Below are 22904 nucleotides of genomic sequence, written 5' to 3'. Positions count from 1 at the left end.
GGGCCCCGTCCTATCGCCCCGTGAGCCGTTCCGCGGCCATTTCCCGTCCGTCTCGAAAGGGGATGTCGGCCGGCGCGGAATAGGGGCAATTTATTGCTCAACTACCTCTTGTTTCCTTGCTCTTGCTCGGTGACACTCATCCATAACCCCCCTTCCGGCGGATTTCCGCGTTTTCTCAGGAGGTATGGATGAAGCTCATCCGTCGCGTGACCGGATTATTTCTCGGGCTGGTCGCCGCGCTGTCGCTGACGCTGGTCAGCGCGACGCCGGCGTCGGCGTCGGCTGCCACGTGGGAGTTGGAGCAGGTGCCGCAGCGGGTCTGTGTTCATCCGGAGCAGGGGTGGCCCAACACCTATTTCCTCGTTCCGGTGCGGGGCACCTGGTCCACCGTCATCACGACCGGGCTTTCGGATCTGCCGCCCGGCTCGTACAGCAACGGTGGGGCGATTCATCCCGGGGACGGGAATGGCGACAAGTACATCGGAATGGTCCATGTGTCGATCGCCCCGGCGCCCGTCGGCGACTATATCGCCACGCTCTGGGCCGATGACGGAACGAAAATCCAGACGGCCCCGGTGACGATCTCGTTCAGCGAGGACTGCTACTGATACCGGGTTCTCCCGCTGCGACGACCAGGACCCCGGTGGCACCTGGGGAGTGCCACCGGGGCCCCGTTGGGGGATGTCGTACGGGCGGCAACCGGGGTCAGCTGGCGCCGAAGCCCTGGAGGATGCCGTTGTAGGCCGGCTTGGGCTGGTAGTTCTCGTCCCAGGGCAGGGCCGCGCCCTCGCCGGGGAACGTGTCGGGGACCCAGGAGTCGGCGTCGCCGAAGCCCCAGATGGTCACGCCGGTGCAGCCGGAGACGGCCACGCAGGCGGCGACCACGTCGCGGTACTGCTCGGCCTGGCGCTGCAGCTTCTCCGGGTCGGAGGGGGTGTTCATCCGGATGTCCAGCTCGGTGATGACCAGTTCGAGGCCGAGGTCGGAGAACCGCTGGAGGTTGGTCCTGATGTTGTCGGGATAGTTGTTGTCGAGGATCAGATGGGACTGGAAGCCGACGCAGTCGATCGGCACGCCCTGCTGGAGCAGGTCGGAGACCAGCTGGTACATGGCGTCGCTCTTGGCGTTGCCGTGCTCGGTGTTGTAGTCGTTGATGCACAGCTTGGCCGAGGGGTCGGCCGCGTCCGCGTAGCGGAACGCGTCGGCGATGTAGTCCTCGCCGAGGGTGTTGAGGAAGACGGACTGCCGCAGCGAACCGTCCTCGTTGAACGCCTCGTTGACCACGTCCCAGTAGGCGATGTCACCGGCGTAGCGGCCGGCCACGCCGTTGATGTGCTCCTGGACCACCTGGTCCAGTTCCTGGGCGCTGAAGTTGCCGTTCTGTACCCAGCTGGGCAGTTGGCTGTGCCAGACCAGGGTGTGGCCCCACACCTGCTGGTCGTTGGCGTTCGCGAAGTCGATCAGTCGGTCGGGGCCGGCGAAGTTGAACTGGCCCCGGTTGGGCTGGATCGACTCCCACTTCATGACGTTCTCGGCGGTGACGCTGGAGAACTCGGTTGAGGCGATGGCGTTGTAGGTGCTGTCGCTCAGCCGGTGGTCGGCGATGGCGGTGCCGACGAACATGTTCTGGGCCGCCGCCGCCTCGCGCAGCGTCTCCGCCGCCGGTGAGGGTTGTTGTGCGTTGGGTTGTTGGGCCGGTGTCTCCTGGGCCTGGGCGCTGACCAGCGCCACGCCGGAGAGCAGGGCTCCCACCGTGACGGCGACCGCGGCTCCGCGTGCCAGGGGGAACATACGGTACCCCTTTCGTTGTCATGCCCCCGCAGGCTGACGGATCCGTTCTATGGGGCACTTGGGAGACCGTCAACCCTTCCGGAATAATGTTGAAAAACTTCCGGAGACTGAGAACCAACGAAGAGGTACCCCATGGCAGCGGAGCGCAAGGTCACGATCACGGCCATCGCAAGGGAGGCCGGGGTGTCCGTGCCCACGGTATCGCGAGTGGTCAACGGGCGCTCCGACGTGGCGCCGGAAACCCGCGCCAAGGTCGAGGAGTTGCTACGGCAGTACCGCTACCGGCGGCGTACCCACGCCCCGGGCGACCGGGCGGCGCTGGTCGACCTCGTCTTCAACGATCTGGACAGCCCCTGGGCCGTGGAGATCATCAGGGGCGTGGAGGAGGTGGCCCACGCGGCCGGCGTCGGCACGGTGGTTTCGGCCATTCACGACCGGGCCGGCGCGGCGCGGCAGTGGATGACCAACCTGCGGGCCCGCGCCTCGGACGGCGTGATCATGGTGACCTCGGTGTTGGAGCCGCTGCTGCACAAGGAGCTGCACCGGCTGGGGGTGCCGATCGTGGTGGTGGACCCGGCGGGCGCGCCGCCGTTGGACGCGCCGACGGTGGGGGCGACCAACTGGGCGGGCGGTCTGGCGGCCACCGAGCATCTGCTCTCGCTCGGGCATCGACGGATCGGCTTTATCGCGGGGCCGCCGAGGCTGTTGTGCAGCCGGGCGCGGCTGGACGGCTACCGGGCGGCCCTGGAGGGCGCGGGGGTACCGGTGGACGAGGCGTTGACGGTGCCGGGCGACTTCTACCACGAGGCGGGGTTCACCGGGTGTGAGCGGCTGATGGAGCTGGCGGACCCGCCGACCGCGCTGTTCGCGGCGAGCGACCAGATGGCGATGGGCGCGATGGAGGCGCTGCGGCGGCGTGGGCTGCGGGTTCCGCAGGAGGTGAGCGTCGTGGGTTTCGACGATCTTCCGGAAATGCGGTGGTCCGCGCCGCCGTTGACGACGGTCCGCCAGCCGCTGGCCGAGATGGGCAAGGTGGCGGCGCGGACGGTGTTGCGGCAGGCGAGGGGCGAGGAGATCGACACGCCCCGGCTGGAGCTGGCCACGGAACTGGTGGTCAGGGCCTCGACGGCGCCGCCGCCGGCCCGTTGATCCAACCCGCTGGGGGTTGGCCGGTTCTGATCACCGTTTGGCCACGGGGGCCGGAGTTTTGTCCGCACCGTTGACGGAGCGCTGACATCGCCGTAACTTGCATCGGCATTCACCCGATAATTATCGGCGATTTTCCGGAAGGTGCGCGATGCGAAGCCCCAACCTGAGACCACGACTTCGTGTCCTGTCGGTGGCCGCCGCCACCGTGGTGACCGCGACGACGCTCGCGGCCTGCGGCAGCGACGGCCCCAGCGGCGGTTCGGACAGCTTGCAGGTCTGGGTCTACCAGGACGGTTCGACCACGATCCAGGAGGACTTCGTCGAGCGGTTCAACGAGACCTCGGACGTCCAGATCACGCTGACGCAGATACCAGGCGAGAACTACCAGGACCGCATGCGGACCGCGATGGGCAGCTCCAACGCGCCCGACATCTTCTTCAACTGGGGCGGCGGCAGCATCGCCGACTTCGTCCGCGAGGACATGCTGATCGACCTCACCGACCATCTCGCGGACGACCCCGAGTTCGGCGGCGCGTTCATCCCCTCGATCCTCGACGCCGGGGCGATCGAAGGCCGGCACTACGGCGTGCCGATGCGCGGCGTGCAGCCGGTGATCCTGTTCTACAACCAGACGCTCTTCGACGAGGCCGGCGTCGAGCCGCCCGCCACCCTCGACGATCTGTTCGGCCTGGTGGAGACGTTCCAGGAGCAGGACATCACCCCCTCGGTGCTCGCCGGCGCCGATCCGTGGACCGAACTGATGTGGCTGGAGTACCTGTTGGACCGCAGGGGCGGCGCCGACATCTTCGACCGCATCCGCAACGGCGACTCCGGGGCATGGGGCGAGCCGGCCGTGCTCCAGGCCGCCCAGGACGCCATCGACCTGGTGGACGCGGGGGCGTTCGGCAACAACTTCCGCTCGGTCAGCTACACCACCGACGGCGCCTCGACGTTCTTCGCCCAGGGCGAGGCCGCGATGCACCTGATGGGCAGCTGGGAGTTCGCCAACCAGCTGTCGAACCAGCAGGAGTTCGCCGAGAACGACCTGGCCTGGGCGACGTTCCCCGAGATCGCCGGCGGCAGCGGCGACCCGGCCGCGCTGGTCGGCAACCCGACGAACTACTGGTCGGTCAACGCCCAGGTCGAGGGCGAGAAGCTGGACGCCGCCCTGGAGTTCCTGAAGCTGCACGCCACCCAGGACTACGCCAGCGCGCTGATCGCCAACGGCGACATCCCCACCACGGCCGACGCCGCCGACCTGCTGGACGAGGCGCCCACGCCCGAGTACGCGCGCTTCCAGTACGAGATGGTGCAGAACGCCCCCAGCTTCACGCTCTCCTGGGACCAGGCGCTGCCCGCCAGCCAGTCCACGCCCATGATCAACCACATCGAGGAGCTGTTCAGCGGCCAGCTGAGCGCCCAGCAGTTCGTCGACGCGATGCTGGACCTGTAGGGGTAACGCCACGTGAAGCGCGAGACGACCCACACCCCGCGCGCCGGGCGCCCAGGCATCGCCTGGGCGCTCCCGGCCGTGCTCTTCTTCGTGTTCTTCGCCGCGGCCCCGATGGGGATCGTCGGCTACCTCTCCTTCACCGACTGGGACGGCCTCAGCGACCCCAGCTGGACCGGCACGGACAACTGGTCCCGGCTGTGGAACGACGACGGGATGCGCAACGCCATCTGGCTGAGCCTGCTGCTCACGGCGCTCACCTGGCTGACGCAGACCCCCATCGTGCTGCTGCTCGGCGTCTGGGCCGCCGGCAGGCAACGCAACCGGGCCGTTCTCTCGGCGATCTTCTTCCTGCCGCTGCTGGCCTCTTCGGTGGCGCTCGCGCTGCTCTGGCGCACCATCTTCGACCCCAATCTGGGCCTGGCGCCCGACATCGCCGACTGGTTCAACCTGGAGAGCTCCGATCTGCTGGGCTCGCCCACCGGTGCCTTCGTGGCCATCCTGTTCGTCACCGGCTGGCAGTTCGCGCCCTTCCACACGCTGATCTACCAGGGCGGGGCGCGGAACATCCCGCAGTCCCTCTACGACGCGGCGGCCATCGACGGCGCCGGCACCGTCCGGCAGTTCTTCCATGTGACGCTGCCGCAGCTGCGGAACACCATCGTCACCTCCACCGTGCTGATGGTGGTGGGCGCGCTCACCTACTTCGACACGGTGCTCATCCTGACCAGGGGCGGTCCCGGCGATTCCACGTCGATCGTGCCCTATCTGATGTTCGAAACCGGCTTCCGCGCCTTCGACCTGGGCTATGCCAGCGCGGTCGCCGCCGCCCTCGTGATCACGGCCACCGGTGTCTCGCTGCTGCTGGTGCGGCTGACCGGGTTCAACAGGATGCGCAGCACCCGGGAGGGAATGTGACCGACCTCGACCTCCGCGAGGCCCCCCGCGCGCAGCGCCAGGAGGGGCCCAGGACACCGCCGCCGCGCCGCCGTTCCAGCAAGTGGCGGAAGGCCAACTACCCTGCGGGCTTCGGCGCGTTCATCTGGCTGGTCATCGTGGTGGTGCCGCTGTACATCCTGGTGGCGTCCACCCTCCAGACCCGGCAGGAGTATCTGGACAACGGGCCGCTGTCGCTGCCCACCAGCATCTCCTTCGACAGCTACCGGCAGGTGCTGGAGGGCGACTTCCCGCGCTATCTGCTGAACACCCTGATCGTCACCGCCTCCTGCGCGCTGATCGTCATCGCGCTCGCGGTGACCGTCAGCTACAGCATCGTGCGTACCAGGTCCCGGATGTCGCAGCGGGTGTTCCAGCTGTTCCTCCTCGGGCTTGCCATCCCCTCCCAGGCGGTGATCATCCCGATCTATCTGATCATCACCGAACTCCAGCTGTACGACACGCTGTTGGCGATCATTCTGCCCACCGCCGCGTTCTCCCTGCCGGTGAGCGTGCTGATCCTGGTGGGCACGATGCGCGATATCTCCGAGGAGCTCTACGAGTCGATGGCGCTCGACGGGGCCACCCCGGTGCGGATGCTGTTCCAGCTGGTCATCCCCATGTCGCGGGCGGGCATCTCGACCGCGGGGGTGTTCTCCGCGCTCGGCGCCTGGAACGGGTTCCTCTTCCCGCTGATCCTCACCCAGTCGCGGGAGAACCGCGTGCTCACCCTGGGCCTTTACGACTTCGTCGGCGAGTTCCGGGTGGACATCCCGGCGCTGCTCGCCGCCGTGGTCCTGTCCATCGTGCCGATCTTCACCGCCTATCTCTTCGCCCGGCGCCAGCTGATCAACGGGCTGATGGGAGTGGGTGGCAAATGAGGCCCGATTCCGGGGCGCGCCCTCCCGTGGCCGCCGAGACAAGGAGTGCCATGCACCACCCCTGGCAGGACACCGCCCTCTCCCCGCGCGCGCGGGCCGAGGCGCTGCTGTCCCGGTTGACGCTGGAAGAGAAGCTTGCCCAACTGGGCAGCATCTGGCCGGGTTCGGATGTCGGCGCCGACGAGGACGCCGATGTGGCCCCGCTGCAGAGCCAGATCAACAACGGGACGCCCGACCTCGCCACCCTGCTGCCGGCCGGCCTCGGCCAACTCACCCGCCCCTTCGGCACGTTGCCCGTCGACCCCACGGAGAAGGCGAAGCTGCTCGCGGAGGACCAGCGCCGCATCGTCGCGGCGGGACGGTTCGGCGTGCCGGCGCTGGCGCACGAGGAGTGCCTGACCGGCTTCACCGCCTGGCAGGCCACCATCTTCCCCACCCCGCTCGCCTGGGGCGCCACCTTCCACCCCGAACTCGTCGAGCGTGCCGCCCGGTTGATCGGCGAGTCGATGCGTTCCGTCGGCATCCACCAGGGCCTCTCCCCGGTGCTCGACGTCACCAGGGATCCGCGCTGGGGCCGCACCGAGGAGACCATCGGCGAGGACCCGTACCTGGTCGCCACCATCGCCACCGGCTATGTGCGCGGCCTGGAGACCTCGGGTCTGGTCGCCACGCTCAAGCACTTCGTCGGCTACTCCGCCTCCCGGGGGGCGCGCAACCACGCGCCCGTCTCGCTCGGCCCGCGCGAGGTGGCCGACGTGCTGCTGCCGCCGTTCGAGATGGCGCTGCGGGACGGCGGCGCCCGCTCCGTGATGGCCGCCTACAACGATGTCGACGGCGTCCCCGCCAGCTCCGACAGCACGCTGCTCACCGAACTGCTGCGCGACGACTGGGGGTTCGAGGGCACGGTCGTCTCCGACTACTTCGGGGTTTCCTTCCTTGAGGTGAACCACGGCGTGGCCGGCTCCCCCGCCGAGGCCGCCGCCGCCGCGCTGGCCGCCGGCATCGACGTGGAGCTGCCCGCCCAGCGCTGCTACGGCCCGCCGCTGCTGGACGCCGTCCGCAACGGCGAGGTCACCGAGGAGCTGGTGGACCGCTCGGTGCTGCGCGTCCTCGCCCAGAAGGCCGAACTCGGCCTGCTCGACGCCGACTACAGCCCCGAGCCGACCGCGCTCGCCGCCGGCGAACGGGTCGATCTGGACCCGCCGGAGATGCGGGCCGTCGCCCGCCGGCTCGCCGAGGAGTCCGTGGTGCTGCTGGCCAACCGGGACGGCGCGCTGCCGCTGCCGGCGAGCGCCAGGATCGCGGTGGCGGGACCGCTCGCCGACGATGTGGCGCCGCTGCTCGGCTGCTACACCTTCCCCCGCCATGTCGGCGTCCACCACCCGGAGTTGCCGCTGGGCGTCACCGTGCCCACCCTCTTCGAAGCGCTCGGGGCCGAACTCCCCGACGCGACCGTGACCCGCGCGGGGAACGCCGCCGAGGTCGCGGGCGCCGACGTCTGCGTCGCCGTGGTCGGCGACCGCTCCGGCCTCTTCGGCCGGGGCACCTCGGGCGAGGGCTGCGACGCCGCCGACCTCGAACTCCCGGACGAGCAGGGCGCGTTGCTCGACGAGCTGGTGGCCGGCGGGGTCCCCGTCGTGCTGGTGGCGCTGACCGGCCGGCCCTATGCGCTGGGCCGCTGGGCCGACCGGCTCGCCGGCGCCGTCCAGGCGTTCTTCCCCGGCCAGGAGGGCGCCCAGGCCGTCGCCGGCGTGCTCTCCGGCCGGACCAACCCGGCCGGCCGGCTGCCCGTCGGCGTGCCCAGGGGCACCGGCGGCCAGCCCTGGACCTATCTCGCGCCGCCGCTCGGCCACGCCGGCGAGGCCAGCAACATCGACCCGACCCCGCTCCATCCCTTCGGCCACGGCCTCAGCTACACCGAGTTCGCCTGGACCGAACCCGCCATCGCCACCGACCGCCTGGACACCGCCGACGGAACCACCGTCTCGTTGACCGTCACCAACACGGGCGAACGCGCCGGCACCGAGGTGGTGCAGCTCTATCTGCACGATCCGGTGGCCCGGATCGCCCGCCCCGTCAACCAACTGGTCGGCTACGCCCGGGTGCCGCTGGCCGCCGGCGCGTCCGCCCGGGTCGACTTCGCCTTCCACGCCGACCTCGCCGGCTACACGGCGACGCCGGGGCGGCGGATCGTGGAGCCGGGCGCGCTTGAGCTGCGCCTCGGCGCGTCCAGCGGCGATCTCCGGCACGTCCTGCCGCTGACCCTCACCGGGCCCGAACGGCGCCTCGGCCACGACCGGCGGATGACCTGCCCGGCGACCCTCACCCCCGAACCGACGGACGTCGATTCCTGAGGTGGCTCGCACGCCACCGAGGCGCGGCCTACGCTGGGGCCATGGGCTGGACCGCACGCGACATCCCCGACCTCAAGGGCCGCACCTCGGTGGTCACCGGCGCCAACAGCGGCATCGGCTATGTCACCGCGCGCGAACTGGCCCGGCGCGGCTCCCGGGTGGTGCTGGCCTGCCGCAGCAGGCAGCGCGGTGAGGCCGCGCTCAACCGGCTCTTCGACGAGGTGCCCGAGGCCCGCGCCGAGCTGCGCCTCCTCGATCTGGCCGATCTCGCCTCGGTACGCGGCTTCGCCGCCGAATGGGGCGAGGCGCCGCTCCATCTGCTGGTGAACAACGCCGGGCTGATGGCCGTCCCCAAGGCCACCACCGTCGACGGCTTCGAGTCCCAGTTCGGCGTCAACCACCTGGGGCACTTCGCCCTCACCGGACTGCTCGTCGACGCCCTCCTCAACGCGCCGGGCGCCCGCGTCGTGACCGTCTCCAGCATGCTGCACCTGCTCGGCAACATCGACATCCACAACCTCAACGCCGAACAGCAGTACCGTCGTTGGCTCGCCTACGGGCGCTCCAAGACCGCCAACCTGCTGTTCACCCACGAGCTGGCCCGCCGCAGCCGCGACCACGATCTGCTGGCCGCCGCCGTGCACCCCGGCTACGCCGACACCGAACTCCAGACCAGGGCCGCCCGGCTGGAACGCAACCAGATCAAGGAACGCGTCGCCAGGCTCGGCAACAGGCTGCTCGCCTCCCGGCCCGAGGCCGGCGCCATGCCCACCCTCTACGCGGCCACCGCGCCCGAGGTCACCGCCGACTCCTTCACCGGCCCGGCGCAGCTGCGCGCCGGTCGCGCGCCGCGCGCGATCCGCGCGCCCTGGACGGTCAACGACGCGGTCGCCATCCGGCTCTGGCGCGCCTCGGAGGAACTCACCGGCATCCGCTACGACGCGCTCTCCGGCTAGCAGGGCCCGGCGGGGGCGTTGCGAACGGAAACTCCATCGATCGTTCCAGGACGCGCGAACGGTCTCCCCCATTGCCTCACTTCGCACACCTCATCCGACCCGTCGGGGCCCGTATCGTTCGCCCCGACGACATAAGGGGGAACGGTCGATGGAGACCGCGATGTCCGCGCGGCGGGCGACGACGACACAGCGCCCGGGCGCGGGCCGGGCACTGTTTCTGGCACTGCTGGCGGGTGGCGCGTTCGCAGCCGTGTGGGTGGCCGCCGACGCGTGGGGCTGGTTAGCCGGCGGGGCCCTGCTCGGCGCCGCGTTCGTCGCCCTGGTGTGGTCGCTGGCCAGGGCGCTGCGCGCCGCCGGGCCGCTGGTCGCGATCGTGTTGGCGCTCGGCTGCTGGCCGATCGGCGCCTGTGGCGCCGCCGCCTGGGCCGATCTGATGACCGAACGGCGCGGCGAGCGGGTCGAGGCCGTGGTGATGGTGACGAACGAGGCCGGTTCGTCCGACGGGACCGGCTACACCCTGGAGCGGGCCAACGGGATGGGCCAGGTCAGGGGCGGTGAACTGCGGCCCGAATCCGCCTCGTTCCAGGTGCTCGACCGCGTCACCGTCGTGGAGGACCCGGACGGCGCGACGCCCCCGATCCTGCCGGAGGATCTGCACACCGCGCGCTGGGCCGGCTACTGGGGCGCGGGCGTCGCGGTGGTGTGGGGCCTGTCCTGGTCCGGGCTGCTCGGGCGCCGGGCGGGTGGCGGCCCGACATGGTGGCGTCGCGCGGTCGAGGGAGCGGACATCTCCGACGGCGGCAGCGACAGCTACACCGACACCCGCACCCGTGTCGACCGGCGGAGGCGCCGAACTCGCTGACGGGGACGGCTGCTTCCGGGATCAGATCCGGCCACCGGTGAGTCGGGTCAGCGGACCGGCGTGCGAGTGGGCCGACTGCCGCCCCAGGGCGAACGCCCCGCCCGCCAGGCCGACCACGCCGACGGCGGTACCGGCGGCGATCTTCCTGCGGTGCGGGACGGCGGCCCAGGCGACGGCGGCCGTGGAAGCCGCCCGGCCGGCCGTCGACCTGACGGCCCGCTGACCGCGCTCCCAACCGGCGGCCGCCACGCGGCCCGCGCGCCCCGTCGACTCGCCATCGGCGGGCGTCGACCGGCCGAGCGCGCCGAGCCTGGTCGCCATCGACTCGTCGTTCCTCTTGGCTTTGCTCTTCGCAGTCATACCGATCGGGTTACCGCTCGACGCGTCTTGAAACAGACCCCGGACGGCGGGCGGCCGCACCGGCGTTGTCAGTGGTGGCTGGCAGGATGCGAAGCAGTACAGCGCAGAGCACCACAACGAGGAGAAAACCATGGGCGCTTGGGGCGTCGGTCCGTTCGACAACGATATGGCGGCGGACTTCGGCGGCGCGTTGGACGACGCCGAGCCGGCCGAGCGGGCCGAGCGGGTGCGCGCCGCCCTCGCCGAGGCCGCGGACCACCAGGACTATCTCGACTCCTACGAGGCGAGTCGCGCCGTCGCCGCGGCGGCACTGATCGTCGAGCAGCTGCCGGGCGGCACGCCGGACAACCGGCACTACCGCCCCAAGGAGCCGCTGCCCGACCTCACCGCGCTGCGCGGCCTCGCCGTCCGCGCGCTGGACCGGGTGGTGGCCGACGACTCCGAACTGCGGGAGCTCTGGGCCGAGTCGGGCGGCGACGACTGGGCCGTCGACATAGCCCGGCTGCGCGCCCTGCTCGCCGCGCCCGGCCAGCCGGTGGCGCCCGTCGGCTGACGGCGGGGCGGGGCGTCGCGGCTCAACGACGCCCGTCGTCGTGCGGCAGCAGCGCCCGGCCCGCCGGGGTCAGGCTGTGCACCACCTCGTTGCCCCGACGCACCGAGTGCACCAGCCCCGACTCCCTCAGCACCCGGGCGTGTTGGCTCGCCGAGGCCAACGAGATGTCCAGCGCCCTGGACAGGTCCCCGGTGGTCGCCCCGGTCGCCGCACGCCGCAGCACCCGCGCCCTGGTCGCCCCCAGCAGCCGGCCGAGCGCCCCGAAGTCCGCCGGCTCCCGCGGCTCGTGCCGCACCGGATACACCAGCACCGGCGACAGCCTCTGGTCCGCCAGCATCACCGGACCGCGCCAACAGAAGTAGGAAGGAATCAACAACAGCCCACGCCCGCCCAGGCGCACCTCCCTGGCCACCGGATAGTCCGCCTCCAGCACCGGCGGATTCCACCGCAGCACCGGACGCAGCCCCTGCAGCAGCTCGTGCACCCCACCGGCCAGCAACTGCCGGGTGCGGGAGGCCAGATCGGCGGCCACCGTGGTCTCGATCCCGGACCAGGTCGACGTCGCCCCCACCGCCCGCCGGTAGTGCCGGTCCAGATCGTCCGTCAGCCGCACCAGCGCCGCCGGATCCCCGTCGACCAGCGCCGACGGCCAGCCCGACGCCCGCGCCTCCCGTCCCACCAGGGCCAACTCGGCGCGCAACCGGGCCCGGGGGGTGGCCCGTACCGCCTCCAGGCCGGCGTGCCAGCCCGCCGACGCCTCGGGCGGATTGAGAAAGTCCGGAAAATAGCCCCGCCTTGGGATCAGCGCCCGCAGGCTGCCGGGCACCGGCTCGCCCGCGCGCAACTGCTGCCGCCGCCAGGGCCCGTACACATGGTCGGCCTGCCGATCCCGTAACCGATGCACGCTGAGCACCGTTTCCCACAGCGGATCGGCACGGCTCGCCAGCCGCACCCTGGCCAGATCCTCGCCGGTGAACAGCACCCGCAGTGCCATGGTCAGCCCTCCCGTCGCGACCGGGCCGGGCGACGGCGACATCCCCAACTCGGCGCGAGAGTACGGCGATCGGCGACTACCCGGCGGTTTCAGCCTACGTCGAAACGACTGGTCACCCGGGCGGCCGTAAGCCACTCTTGCCGTCCGGCGCCGCTCGGGTCGGGGGGAAACACGCAGTGACCAAGCGCCAGTGACCAGCGCATCGTCGCGACGGGGAGAAGGGCCTGCGCCCCGACCCCGTCCCGGCACGGTCCCCCGAGCGGCCGCCGGCCTGTCCCCCGGCTGATGCCCTACCACCGGGCGCGGCGTACCATTCCCGTTCGCAGGCACGAAAGCCAGCCACTCTCGTGCCATACTCAGCCGAAAAAGCCGCACACGACGAGCGGTTGTTGTCACGGGGGGCTTGTCATGGGGTTGGTTCTGGCCTTCGTCGGACTGGTGGCGGCGGCGGTGGCCATCGCGCTGGTGCTCCGCACCCGCCGCACACCACCGGCCACCGCACCCAAGGTGCCACGCGACCCGTTCGCGCCGGACGGCGAGACGGGCGGCGACCCACGGACGTTGAAGGCCGGCGACATGGTCGAGTACCTGGGCGAGCGGCTTTTCGTCCGCGGCTCGCTCCGGCTGACCGAGGGCGGCTTCAGCTGGTCGGAACACTTCGTCGACCCGATGGACGACGGCGCCGACGGCGAGAGCGGCCACCGTTGGATCTCCGTCGAGGAGGACCCGGACCTTGAGGTGATGCTCTGGTCCGAGTACCGGGGCGATGCGGAACTCCTCCCCGACAAGAAGACGTTGACCGTCGACGGGGTCACCTACCGCCGCTCGGAACACGGCACCGCCAGCTACCGCGCCGAGGGCACCACGGGCCTCGGCGACAGCGGCCGCGTCGAGTACGCCGACTTCGAGGCCCCCGGCGGCCGCGGCCTCGCGTTCGAACGCTTCCTCGGCGCGCAGGGACGCGGGAACTGGGAGGTCTCCCTCGGCGAGCGCGTGCCACGCGGCACCCTGGTGATCTACCCCGGGGGCGACGCATGACCGGCGGCATACGCACGACCGGCGGCATCCGGCTGGCCGCCCCCTACCGGGACACCAGCGCCGAACAGCTCCGCTTCGCCCTGGACCGGCCCCGGCAGCCGGCGCTCGCCGTCAACGACACCGAACTCGGCGGCGTCCACGTCCAGTTGCGCCTGTTGGGCGCGTCCCACCAGGTGCTGGCGGGGCCGGTCAACGAGACCCTGGCCTGTCTCCCGGCCCAGCCCGGCGACGGCCCGCCCACCGAGGTGCGCCAGCGCGTCCACGGCTGGGAGTACACGTTCCGCTCCACCGTCCGGCACTGCTCGCCCGACGAGTTGACCCGGCGCACCACCGCCCTGCGCGACCGGCTCGACCACCAACCCGACGCGCTCTACGGCCTCTTCCCCGGCTCCCCCGACGCGCTCACCGCGCTCACCGCGCGCAGGGACGGCCGCGTCATCAGCTGGCGCACCTGGCATGTGTACCCGCAGGCCGGCCAGATCGTGGAGACCAGGACCCGAGTGGAGGTGCCATGACCATCCGCACCCGACGCCCGGGGCGCGCCCGCGCCCTGACCGCCGCGCTGGCTGCCGGCGCCCTGCTGCTGACCGGCTGCTCCGGCGGCAGCGACTCGCCCGACGCGCCCAAGAACTGGATCCGCCAGACCTACGAGAGCGCCGGCGCCTCGTCGAACATCTACCTCGACCCGACGGACGGGCCGACCCGGGTGGCCGACGAGATAGAGGGCGAGACCAGGGCCGAGGACCGCATCGTCTCCGGCACGGACGTGTATCTGCGCTACGACGACGACATCGTGGCCATCACCCCGCATGTCTCCGGCGGCAGCGACATCGAGATCGAGGACTACCGGCGCGGCGTCCAACGCTGGCACAGCCATGTCGGCCACCGCTGGTCGTCCTCGCAGAACGACAACTTCCGGGGCGGCGGCCCCGGTTCGGGCAAATGACCGCCTGCCCGGCGCCACCGACCACCGGCTTCTGAGAACCGACAACTCCAAGGAAGAAAAGGAAGAAGGACGACCATGGGGGACATATTCCAGTCCGCCGGCGAGGCGCTCCTCTATGGCCTGGTCGGATTCAGCGTGATGGGCGTCGCGTTCCTCGCCCTCGACCTCGTCACCCCCGGCCGGCTGGACCGAGTCGTCTGGCGGGACCGCAACCGGGGCGGCGCCATCGTGCTGGGCAGCCAGATGCTCGGCGTCGGCTGGGTCGTGATGCGCGCCGTCGGCGCCAGCGAGTCGGAGGACGGCCTCGGCTGGGGCCTGCTCAGCACCGCCGTCTACGGCCTGGCCGGCGTGCTGCTGATGATCCTGGTCTTCGTCGTCATCGGCCTGTTGGCCCCCGGCCCGATGGGCGCGGTCGCCTTCGAGGACCGGGACGGCCAGCCGCATCCGGCGGCCTGGGTGCACGGCGCCACCTACCTCGGCACGGCGTTGATGGTCGGCGCGGCCCTGTCGTGATTCCGCGCCCCCGGCTGGCGCGGTTTCTCCTGTTGACGACGGTCTTCCTCTGTGCGGCCTGCGGGCTGGTCTACGAGTTGGCCCTGGTCGCCCTGGGCGGCTATCTGATCGGCAACACGGTCCTCCAGACCTCGCTCGTACTCTCCGTCATGGTGTTCGCCATGGGCGTCGGCTCCCTGCTGGCCAAGCCCCTGCGGACCCGCGCCGTCGGCGCCTTCGCCCTGGTCGAGGGGCTGTTGGCGCTGATCGGCGGCTTCTCCGTGCTGCTGCTCTACGTCCTCTTCGCCTGGGTCGGCATCTACACCGAGGCGATGGTGGTGATCGCCTTTGTCGTCGGCCTGCTGATCGGCGCCGAAATCCCGCTGCTGATGACCATGTTGCAGCGGATCAGACGCCAGGAGGCGGGCGGCGCGGTCGCCGACATGTTCGCCGTCGACTATCTGGGCGCGCTCGTCGGCGGCCTCTGCTTCCCGCTTCTGCTGCTGCCCACCTTCGGCCAGCTGCGCGGCGCGCTGGTGGTCGGCGCGGTCAACGCCATCGCCGGCATGGCCGTGGTGCTGTGGATCTTCCGCCACCAGACCCGCCGCATGGTGCGCGGCGCGCTGCTCGCCACCATGGCCGTGATCCTCGCGCTGCTCGGCGGCGCCTACGCCTACGCCGAGGACATCGAGATCACCGCGCGCCAACGTCTCTACCGCGATCCGATCCTGCACGCCGAACGCACGCCGTACCAGGAGATCGTGATCACCCGCTCCCTCGCCTTCACCGGCGACCGGGACCTGCGGCTCTTCCTCAACGGCGATCTCCAGTTCTCCTCCGTCGACGAGTACCGCTACCACGAGGCCCTCACCCACCCGGCCCTGGCCGGCCCGCACTCCCGGGTGCTGATCCTCGGTGGCGGCGACGGCCTGGCCCTGCGCGAGGTGCTGCGCTACCCGGACGTGGAGGAGGTCACGCTGGTCGAACTCGACCCGGCCATGACCGAACTCGGCAGCGGCTACGGCCCGTTGCGCGAGCTCAACGACGACGCCTTCGCCGACGAACGCCTCACCCTCGTCCACGACGACGCGTTCAACTGGCTCCGCAGCGCCCCCGGGCCCTATGACGCGGTCCTGATCGACTTCCCCGACCCCGAGGACATCGCCACCGCCAAGCTGTACTCGGTCGAGTTCTACTCGATGCTCGGCCAGATCCTCTCCGAGGACGCCCGCGTCGTCGTCCAGTCCGGCTCCCCGTTCTTCGCGCCCCGCAGCTACTGGTCCATCGCCACCAGCATCCGGGAGGCCGGCCTGGCGACCACCCCCTACCAGGTCGACGTCCCCAGCTTCGGCAACTGGGGCTTCGTCCTCGCCACCCCGACCCCCACCCCACCGCCCCTCACCCTCGCCACCGAGACCCCGCCCCTGCGCTTCCTCAACGAGGACGTCCTCCACGCCGCCGAGACCTTCCCCCCGGACCGCCAACCCCCGCCGGGCATCCAGCCCAACACCCTGATGAACCCGGTGGTGGTGGACTACAGCCGGCACGAGTGGCAGTACGACTGACCCCTGCCCCGCCCGGACGGGGCTCCGCCCGGCGGGGTGGTCAGGCGGTGCCGCCGCCGGTGGCGCGGCGGAGCAGGAGATAGGTCTCGCAGCCGAGGCAGTAGCCGAACGCCGCGTTGAGGAAGGAGGCGGCGAGGGCGCAGGCGGTGGCGGTCAGGGCCAGCCAGTCGGGGCCGGCGAAGTAGCCGACGAGGCCGAGCACCGCGAAGAAGAGGCCGACGGCCTGGGCGAAGCGCGGCGGGGCCGGGGGTTCGACCTCGGTGGTGGGGCCGAGCCGGGGCCGCACCACATAGCGGAACAGCAGGCCGTACGGCGAACGGGCCACGCCGGCGAGCGCGCCGATCGCGAAGCACAGCGCCTGCCAGGCCAGCAGCGGGCCACTGCCGGTGATGAGCACCACCGCCAGCACGACCGTGGTGAGGGCGGCCCCGAAGCGCGGCCCCCTGATGTCTATGTCCATGGAACAAGCATCCTGCGTGCTGACCGCTATGCCACCCGGGAATACTTTGCAGTTGTGTGAACGCTGAGCCGTCATGACGATGACCGGGCTGGTGGTGTGCGCGGCGGTGCTGGCCGCCGCGACCGTTTTCGGGGTGTGGCACCGACGTGCCGACGGACGGCTCAAGAAGGTGGACGGGAGCGGCGGGGAACGGCTGCTGGGCGCCGCCGAACTGGGCCGGGCACTGGGCGAGCGGGCCACCCTGGTGCAGTTCTCCAGTGCCTACTGCCAGCAGTGCCGGGCCACTCGCCGCGTTCTCGCCGAGCTGGCCGGGACGTCCGAGGGCGTGGCCCGGGTGGAGTTGGACGTCGAGGACCGGCTGGAGCTGGTCCGCGAGCTGAACATCCTCAGGACGCCCACGGTGTTGGTCCTCGACCGCGCCGGCCGGATCGTCGGGCGGGCCGCCGGCCGCCCGGACCGGGCCGCGCTGCTGGCCACGCTCGACGAGCGGCTGCCCTGACGGGACGCGAGCCGTTCAAGACCCCCGGTGAGGGCTTCGCGGTGCGGGTGGATGACGATGGGTCCATGTGGCTGGAGTGGTTGGCGATCGCAGGTGCCGGGTTCTGGGCCGGAATGATCAATGTTGTGGTGGGTTCCGGCACCCTGGTGACCTTTCCGACGCTGCTGTTGTTCGGATATCCGCCGCTGGTGGCTAACGTGTCCAACAACATCGGGTTGGTCGGCGGCGGCCTTTCCGGGACGTTCGGGTACCGGGCGGAGTTGACCCAGCAACGGGCGCTGGTGCGGGCGCTGTTGCCCGCGTCCCTGCTCGGCGGGTTGGCCGGTGCGCTGCTGTTGCTGCTGCTTCCGCCGGAGGCGTTCCGCGCGATCGTTCCGGTGCTGGTGGTGGCCGGGTTGGTGATGGTGATGGCCGGCCCCGCCGTGCAGCGGCGGGCGGCCCGGCGTCGGGGCACGGACGAGGCGGCCCCGCTCGCCGGCGGGCGGCTGGTCGCCGTCGTGGGCGGGGTGTTCGTGTTGGGGGTGTACGGGGGCTACTTCGGTGCGGCGCAGGGCATCCTGATCGTCGGGCTGATGAGCGTGCTGACCGCGGAGACCCTTCAGTCGATCACCGGGCTTAAGAATCTGCTCACCACCGGGGTGAACGCGATCGCGGCGATCACCTTTGTGCTGGTCGCCCGGGATTCGATCAACTGGGTGGTGGTCGCGTTGATCGCCGTCGGCGCCACGTTGGGCGGCCTGGCCGGGGCCCGCTTCGGCCGCCGGCTGCCGCCGCATGTGCTGCGCGGGCTGATCCTGGTCGTCGGCAGCGTGGCCGTGGTCAACCTCGTCTTCTTCGACTGAGCCGGCGCGGAATCAGCCCTCGCTCACTCCCCTGAGCAGGCGCAGGGCCTCGTGGGATGGGGAGCCGGGTTCGGCGTGGAAGATGGCGAGCCGTTGGCCGTCGTCGTCGGGAAGGACGGTCACCTCGGTTTCGAGCGTCAGCGAGCCCACCACCGGATGGCGGTAGGTGCGGGTGTGGTGGGAGCAGACCCGCACCGTGTGGGCGTTCCACAGCGCGGTGAACTCCCGGCTCTTGACGGTGAGTTCGCCGATCAGCTCCATGACGCGGGGGTCTTCCGGATGGCGTCCCGCCGTGAGTCGGAGGTCGGCGACGGCGTCCCGCGCCTTGGCCTGCCAGTCGGCGTAGAGGTCGCGGGTGTGCGGGTCGAGGAAGAGCAGCCGGTTGAGGTTGGGGCGCCGCTCCGGGTGTTCGGGGGCGTCGAAGTCGAGATGGCTCGCCAGCAGCGCGTGCGCGACCCGGTTCCAGGCCAGCACGTCCGTGCCCCGGCCGAAGACCAGGACCGGCAGGTCCCCCACCGATTCCACCATCGACCGTACGCCGGGGCGCACCCGCTCGGGTCGGGGCCGGCGTCGGCGTCGCGGCGGGTGGCGGGCGAGGCGGTGGAGGTGGGCCGACTCGTCGTCGTCCAGGCGCAGCACCCGGGCCAGCGCGTCCAGCACGGCGTCGGAGGCGTTATGGCTGAGCCCCTGTTCGAGTCGGGTGTAGTAGGCGACGCTCACGCCCGCGAGTTGGGCCAGCTCCTCGCGTCTCAGTCCGGGGACGCGGCGCCGTCCGCCGTAGTCGCGCAGGCCGATGTCCGCCGGGGTGAGGCGCGCCCGGCGGGACCGGAGGAAGTCCCCCAACCGCTGCCCTTGCTCCATGCCGCCCATTGTGGCGCGCCGGGCCGCGCCCAGCCTGCCCCTGTCAAGGGTATGAACCGCCGGTGTACGAACAGCCGGTGTACGCACCGCGGGCGTACGAAGGCCCGTCGTACGAGGGAGGGGGGTCTCGTTCCGGCGGGCGCCGTTCGGCAGCGTGACGGGGGTCCGTTCCCTCCCGAGAGGCAGCGTCGTGACCTCCTTCCCGTCCCTCGCGTCCGGCGACGCCGTCGCGGACGCCGATCCCCGCCTCGGCGCGCGGGGTTGGCTGATTCTCGTCACGCTCTGTGGCGCGACGTTCGTCGTCGGGCTCGACTTCTCCATCGTGGCGGTGGCGCTGCCGGAGATCGGCGCCGCGCTCGGCTTCGCGAACCCGGGCGATCTGCAGTGGGTCGCCACCGCCTGCCTGTTGCCCACGGCCAGCCTGCTGCTGCTCTTCGGCCGGCTGTCCGATCTGGTCGGCCGGCGGAACCTGTTCCTGTTCGGGCTGCTGCTGCTCGCGGTGTTCTCGCTGACGGCCGGGCTGGCGCCGGCGCCGGGCGCGTTGGTCGCCTCCCGGGTGGGGCAGGGCGTGGCCGGGGCGATGATCAGCCCGACGGCGCTCTCGCTGCTGACGGCCGCGTTCCCGGATGGCCCGCGCCGGACCAGGGCGTTGGGGGTCAACGGCGCGCTGCTGTCCCTCGGCTTTGTGGTCGGCACCATCGGCGGTGGCGTCGTCACCAGTGCGCTCAACTGGCGTTGGACGATGCTGATCATGCTGGTGATCGCGGGTGCGGTGCTGGTCGGCGGGGTGCTGGTGCTGCCGCGCGACGCCGGGCGGGGGCCGGCGGCGCGGCTGGATGTGCCGGGTGCCGTGGCGGTGAGCGGCGGGCTGTTCGCGCTGGTCCACGGGGTGACGGTGGGCGCCGACGCCGGCTGGGGTCGCCCGGCGACGCTGGCCGCTCTGGCCGCCGCGGCCGTCCTGTTGGCGGTCTTTGTCGCGGTCGAGGCGCGGCATCCGGCTCCGCTGGTGCCGCTTGCGCTGTTGCGGCGGCGGACGATCGCCCTGGGGGGCCTGTTGGGGCTGGTGACCTTCGGGATGTGCGGTGGGGTCACGCTGTTGCTGAGCATCTATATGCAGGATGTGCTCGGTTACTCGCCCCTTGAGACCGGTTTCGGCTTTCTCGCGGAGGGCGTCGCCGCGCTGCTGGCCGGGCTGGTCGCGGCCAGGATCGCCCTCCGGGTGGGGACCCGGCGCACCCTGACCGTCGGGCTGTCGGTGCAGGCGGCCGGCACGGGCGCCATGGTGCTGCTGCCGGCCGACGGTCATCTGCCGCTGCTGCTGGCCACCTCGGGCGCCATGGGTTTCGGCCATGTGCTGGCCGTTGTCGCCTCTGTCAGCGTGATGGTCGAGGGCGTGGCCGAGGAGGAGCGGGGCGTGGTCGGCGGGTTGGCGCAACTGCCGCAGTTCGTCGGGGCGATCGGCACGGCGGGGCTCGCGGCCGTGCTGACGGCGCGCGCCGCCGCGCTCGCGCCGGGGGCGGACGAGGTGGCGGCCACCCTCGGCGGTCTGCACGCGGCGGTGGCCGTCGCGAGCCTGGTCTGTCTGGCCGGCGCGGCGCTCTCGCCGGCGCTCGGGCGGGGCGTCAGCCCGGGCGGGGGCGGCGGGTCAGCCGCAGGCTGAGGGCGGCGGCGAGCAGGAACACGACCGTCTCGTAGAGCATCGCGTGCCGCCAGGCCGCCGCCGGTGTCGCCGCGGGGGCGGCGTAGGCGAGGGTGGCCAGCGCGATGCCGAGGGTGCCGCCGAGCTGCTGGGCGGTGGGCAGCACCCCGGAGACCGAGCCGACCGTCTCCGGCGCCGCGCGGGCCAGCACCAGGGCGAAGACCGAGGCCGTGAAGGCGCCGAACGCGGCGCCGCCCACGGCCAGCGCCGGCACGGCGGTCCACGGCTCGGGCCGGGCGCCGACCGTCAGGGCGAGCGTCGCCATCGTCGCGGCCAGCAGCAACGCGCCGAGCGTCAGGAGCCGTCGGCCGAGCACCGGGGTCAGCCTGACGGCCGAGGCGCTGCCCACGATCGCCGCGCCGGCGAACGGCAGGGAGAGCACGGCGGCCTCGGTCGCCGAGTATCCGGAGACGGACTGGACATGGAGAAACAGCAGATAGGTGAACGAGGGCACCCCCGCGTTGAAGACGAGGACCAGCCCCACCCCCGCCCGCGCGCCCCGGTCGCGCAGCACCTCGGGGTGGATCAACGGCTCGGGACCGCGCCGCTGCGCCCAGGCGCAGCCGACGAGCACGGGGCCGGCGCCGAACAGACAGCCGAGGGTCCACGGCGGCCAGCCGCTGCCGGGGCCGACGGTCAGCGGCAGCACCAGCAGGCCGAGCCCGACGGTGACCAGGGCGGCGCCGAGCCAGTCCACGCGCGGCCAGCCCGCCGCCCCGCCGGGCGGCAGCGCGACCGCGCCGAGCAGCGCGGCGAGCGCGACCGGCACCGGCAGCAGGAACACCGGGCGCCAGCCGAGCCCGAACAGATCGGCGCCGATGAGCAGTCCGCCGAGCAGTGGCCCGGTCAGCGAGGCGACCGCCATGGTCGCGCCCAGCAGGCCGAGGGCGCGGGGGCGACGCGCCGCCGGGAGCGCGGTCTGGATGAGCGAGAACACCTGCGGGGCGACCAGCCCGGCCGCCACCCCCTGGGCCAGCCGCGCGGCGATCAGCACCTCGATCGTCGGGGCGAACGCGCAGGCCGTGGCGGCGAGGGCGAAGCCGGCGGTGCCGATGACGAACAGCCGCCGATAGCCCCAGCGGTCGCCGAGCCGCGCGGCCGTGATCAGCACACAGGCGTAGGCGAGGGTGTAGCCGGCGAGGACGAGATGGCCGGCGCCCGCGCCCGCCGCCAGATCGGCGCGGATCGCGGGCGTGGCCACCTGGGCGACGGTGACGCTGAGCAGCTGGACAAAGGTCGCGCTCAGCACCACCGGCAGCAGCAGCCGGCGCGGCGGGGCGGTCACCGTCACCCGGCGGCCAGGGTGAGCTGCGCGGCCAGCTCCGTGGGGTGGGTGGCGAACGGGCTGTGACCGCTGGGCAGTTGACGCACCTCGAACGGCTGGTCGGGGGTGCGGGCGTCCGCCTCGGCGACCATCAGATCCTGGGTGGCCGGCACCAGGGCGCGGTCGGCCGAGCAGCGCAGATAGGTCCGTGGCACCCGCCCCCACCGCTCGGCGGTGAGGGTGATCGGCGTGGCGGGGACGGCGAGCGGCAGATCGGGGCTGAGCGCCAGTCGCCACCGGGCGAACCGGTCGGCCGGCAGATCGTGGTAGTAGGAGGCGCGCAGCTCCTCCGCATAGGCCGGATCGGGCGAGTGCGGGTTGATGCGGACCGCGCCGATCCGTTCCGGGTCGCCGATCGTCAGCCCCTGCCCGAGCGAGGTGGCGTTCTCCGGTGCGCCGATGTAGTCGAAGAACCTCGGCCGCCCGGCCGGCACGAAGGCGGAGACATAGACCACCCGGTCGACCAGCTCCGGCGCCCGTTCCACCGCCAACGAGGCGGCGCCGCCGCCGGCGCTGTGCGCCACCAGCACGGTGGTCCGGTAGCGGCCGTGGACGGCGCGGAGCGTGCCGAGCACGGAGTCGGCGAACGCGTCGAGGGTGATGTCGGCCACCGGGGAGCGTTCGGTGGTGAGCCCGGTCTGGGGGGTGTCGAGATAGCCGGCGGGCAGCGGAGCCGCGAAGCCGTGCCCCGGCAGGTCGACGGCGACGCTGGCGGCGCCGCGCGCGGCGAGCGCGCGTTGGGTCTCGGCCCACTGCCAGGAACTGTGCCAGGCGCCATGGACGAGGACGAACACGGTGTTCGTGTGGTGGGAGGCCATGTCCCCATCCCAGGGGGCGACGGCGGCGTGATCCACTGGTATGTCTGACAAGGCGCCGCGCGATATCTCCGGGG

24 protein-coding genes are annotated in these 22904 nt (G+C 71.9%); 17 read left to right on the top strand and 7 right to left on the bottom strand.

Features of this window, described 5'->3' with window-relative positions; translation table 11 throughout:
- The first annotated feature begins 188 nt into the window (after nt 1-188).
- Nucleotides 189-608, top strand: coding sequence for a DUF5980 family protein (locus tag AOM46_RS02995; RefSeq protein ID WP_062205129.1), 420 nt, complete (start codon nt 189-191; stop codon nt 606-608).
- A gap of 97 nt (nt 609-705) precedes the next feature.
- On the opposite strand, the gene AOM46_RS02990 is transcribed toward AOM46_RS02995, so the two are convergent.
- Nucleotides 706-1791: an endo-1,4-beta-xylanase gene (locus tag AOM46_RS02990; RefSeq protein ID WP_062205126.1), complete on the bottom strand. Its 1086-nt coding sequence runs from the start codon at nt 1789-1791 to the stop codon at nt 706-708.
- A 132-nt stretch (nt 1792-1923) separates the two neighbouring features.
- On the opposite strand from AOM46_RS02990, the gene AOM46_RS02985 reads away from it, so the two are divergent.
- The 7 genes from AOM46_RS02985 to AOM46_RS02955 all read left to right on the top strand — a co-directional run bounded on the left by AOM46_RS02985 (nt 1924) and on the right by AOM46_RS02955 (nt 10379).
- The gene (locus AOM46_RS02985; protein WP_062205123.1) at nt 1924-2940 is read left to right on the top strand and encodes a LacI family DNA-binding transcriptional regulator; all 1017 of its coding nucleotides are present in this window, start codon (nt 1924-1926) and stop codon (nt 2938-2940) included.
- Nucleotides 2941-3088: 148 nt separating this feature from the next.
- Complete coding sequence (locus tag AOM46_RS02980; protein ID WP_062205120.1) at nt 3089-4393, top strand: extracellular solute-binding protein; 1305 nt, start codon at nt 3089-3091, stop codon at nt 4391-4393.
- Nucleotides 4394-4405: 12 nt separating this feature from the next.
- Complete coding sequence (locus AOM46_RS02975; RefSeq protein ID WP_062205117.1) at nt 4406-5308, top strand: carbohydrate ABC transporter permease; 903 nt, start codon at nt 4406-4408, stop codon at nt 5306-5308.
- A complete protein-coding gene (locus AOM46_RS02970; RefSeq protein WP_062205114.1) occupies nt 5305-6207 on the top strand; it encodes a carbohydrate ABC transporter permease in 903 nt (300 codons plus the stop codon). The genes AOM46_RS02975 and AOM46_RS02970 overlap by 4 nt, the downstream gene beginning before the upstream one ends.
- 50 nt (nt 6208-6257) lie before the next feature.
- Nucleotides 6258-8561 carry a glycoside hydrolase family 3 N-terminal domain-containing protein gene (locus tag AOM46_RS02965; RefSeq protein WP_062205111.1) on the top strand — a complete coding sequence of 768 codons (2304 nt, stop codon included), beginning with the start codon at nt 6258-6260 and terminating at the stop codon, nt 8559-8561.
- Nucleotides 8562-8602: 41 nt separating this feature from the next.
- Entirely contained in the window at nt 8603-9517 is a 915-nt protein-coding gene (locus AOM46_RS02960; protein WP_062205108.1) for an oxidoreductase, read from the top strand.
- Nucleotides 9518-9665: 148 nt separating this feature from the next.
- Nucleotides 9666-10379, top strand: a complete 714-nt coding sequence (locus tag AOM46_RS02955; RefSeq protein WP_062205106.1) for a hypothetical protein — start codon at nt 9666-9668, stop codon at nt 10377-10379.
- 21 nt (nt 10380-10400) lie between these two features.
- Here AOM46_RS02955 and AOM46_RS02950 read toward each other — a convergent pair whose 3' ends face one another.
- Nucleotides 10401-10739, bottom strand: a complete 339-nt coding sequence (locus AOM46_RS02950) for a hypothetical protein (protein WP_078856408.1) — start codon at nt 10737-10739, stop codon at nt 10401-10403.
- Between the two features lie 130 nt (nt 10740-10869).
- Here AOM46_RS02950 and AOM46_RS02945 point away from each other — a divergent pair, with 130 nt between their 5' ends.
- On the top strand, nt 10870-11292 hold the full coding sequence (locus tag AOM46_RS02945; protein WP_062205101.1) for a DUF4259 domain-containing protein: 423 nt from the start codon (nt 10870-10872) through the stop codon (nt 11290-11292).
- 22 nt (nt 11293-11314) lie between these two features.
- Here AOM46_RS02945 and AOM46_RS02940 read toward each other — a convergent pair whose 3' ends face one another.
- On the bottom strand, nt 11315-12286 hold the full coding sequence (locus tag AOM46_RS02940) for a DUF5937 family protein (protein ID WP_062206338.1): 972 nt from the start codon (nt 12284-12286) through the stop codon (nt 11315-11317).
- Between the two features lie 408 nt (nt 12287-12694).
- Here AOM46_RS02940 and AOM46_RS02935 point away from each other — a divergent pair, with 408 nt between their 5' ends.
- From AOM46_RS02935 to AOM46_RS02915, 5 genes are all read left to right on the top strand, one after another.
- Nucleotides 12695-13324 (top strand): DUF4178 domain-containing protein, encoded by a 630-nt coding sequence (locus tag AOM46_RS02935; RefSeq protein WP_062205098.1) that lies wholly within the window; start codon nt 12695-12697, stop codon nt 13322-13324.
- Nucleotides 13321-13839: a DUF2617 family protein gene (locus tag AOM46_RS02930; RefSeq protein ID WP_062205097.1), complete on the top strand. Its 519-nt coding sequence runs from the start codon at nt 13321-13323 to the stop codon at nt 13837-13839. Before AOM46_RS02935 ends, AOM46_RS02930 begins: the two co-directional genes overlap by 4 nt.
- Nucleotides 13836-14270, top strand: coding sequence for a DUF4247 domain-containing protein (locus AOM46_RS02925; protein WP_062205094.1), 435 nt, complete (start codon nt 13836-13838; stop codon nt 14268-14270). The genes AOM46_RS02930 and AOM46_RS02925 overlap by 4 nt, the downstream gene beginning before the upstream one ends.
- 75 nt (nt 14271-14345) lie before the next feature.
- Entirely contained in the window at nt 14346-14783 is a 438-nt protein-coding gene (locus tag AOM46_RS02920; protein ID WP_062205092.1) for a DUF350 domain-containing protein, read from the top strand.
- On the top strand, nt 14780-16327 hold the full coding sequence (locus AOM46_RS02915) for a polyamine aminopropyltransferase (protein ID WP_062205089.1): 1548 nt from the start codon (nt 14780-14782) through the stop codon (nt 16325-16327). The genes AOM46_RS02920 and AOM46_RS02915 overlap by 4 nt, the downstream gene beginning before the upstream one ends.
- Before the next feature lie 40 nt (nt 16328-16367).
- Here the strand turns inward: AOM46_RS02915 and AOM46_RS02910 are convergent, their stop codons facing one another.
- On the bottom strand, nt 16368-16787 hold the full coding sequence (locus AOM46_RS02910) for a DUF4395 domain-containing protein (RefSeq protein ID WP_062205086.1): 420 nt from the start codon (nt 16785-16787) through the stop codon (nt 16368-16370).
- A gap of 79 nt (nt 16788-16866) precedes the next feature.
- On the opposite strand from AOM46_RS02910, the gene AOM46_RS02905 reads away from it, so the two are divergent.
- Complete coding sequence (locus tag AOM46_RS02905; protein ID WP_062206334.1) at nt 16867-17286, top strand: thioredoxin family protein; 420 nt, start codon at nt 16867-16869, stop codon at nt 17284-17286.
- A 65-nt stretch (nt 17287-17351) separates the two neighbouring features.
- Nucleotides 17352-18128 (top strand): sulfite exporter TauE/SafE family protein, encoded by a 777-nt coding sequence (locus AOM46_RS02900; RefSeq protein ID WP_062205083.1) that lies wholly within the window; start codon nt 17352-17354, stop codon nt 18126-18128.
- A 12-nt stretch (nt 18129-18140) separates the two neighbouring features.
- Here AOM46_RS02900 and AOM46_RS02895 read toward each other — a convergent pair whose 3' ends face one another.
- Nucleotides 18141-18989 carry a helix-turn-helix transcriptional regulator gene (locus tag AOM46_RS02895; protein WP_062206331.1) on the bottom strand — a complete coding sequence of 283 codons (849 nt, stop codon included), beginning with the start codon at nt 18987-18989 and terminating at the stop codon, nt 18141-18143.
- Nucleotides 18990-19179: 190 nt separating this feature from the next.
- On the opposite strand from AOM46_RS02895, the gene AOM46_RS02890 reads away from it, so the two are divergent.
- Nucleotides 19180-20649 carry an MFS transporter gene (locus AOM46_RS02890; RefSeq protein WP_062205080.1) on the top strand — a complete coding sequence of 490 codons (1470 nt, stop codon included), beginning with the start codon at nt 19180-19182 and terminating at the stop codon, nt 20647-20649.
- Here AOM46_RS02890 and AOM46_RS02885 read toward each other — a convergent pair.
- Together AOM46_RS02885 and AOM46_RS02880 are read right to left on the bottom strand one after the other, a co-directional pair.
- Nucleotides 20612-21979 (bottom strand): MFS transporter, encoded by a 1368-nt coding sequence (locus tag AOM46_RS02885; protein ID WP_234313600.1) that lies wholly within the window; start codon nt 21977-21979, stop codon nt 20612-20614. The genes AOM46_RS02890 and AOM46_RS02885 overlap by 38 nt on opposite strands.
- Nucleotides 21976-22830 carry an alpha/beta fold hydrolase gene (locus AOM46_RS02880; protein WP_062206325.1) on the bottom strand — a complete coding sequence of 285 codons (855 nt, stop codon included), beginning with the start codon at nt 22828-22830 and terminating at the stop codon, nt 21976-21978. Before AOM46_RS02880 ends, AOM46_RS02885 begins: the two co-directional genes overlap by 4 nt.
- Nucleotides 22831-22904: the final 74 nt, after the last annotated feature.

The organism is Streptomyces sp. NBRC 109706 (assembly GCF_000974485.1).
GTDB lineage: Bacteria > Actinomycetota > Actinomycetes > Streptomycetales > Streptomycetaceae > Streptomyces.
Note: the sequence above shows the minus strand (reverse complement) of the source record. Positions and strands in the feature narration are given on the sequence as shown.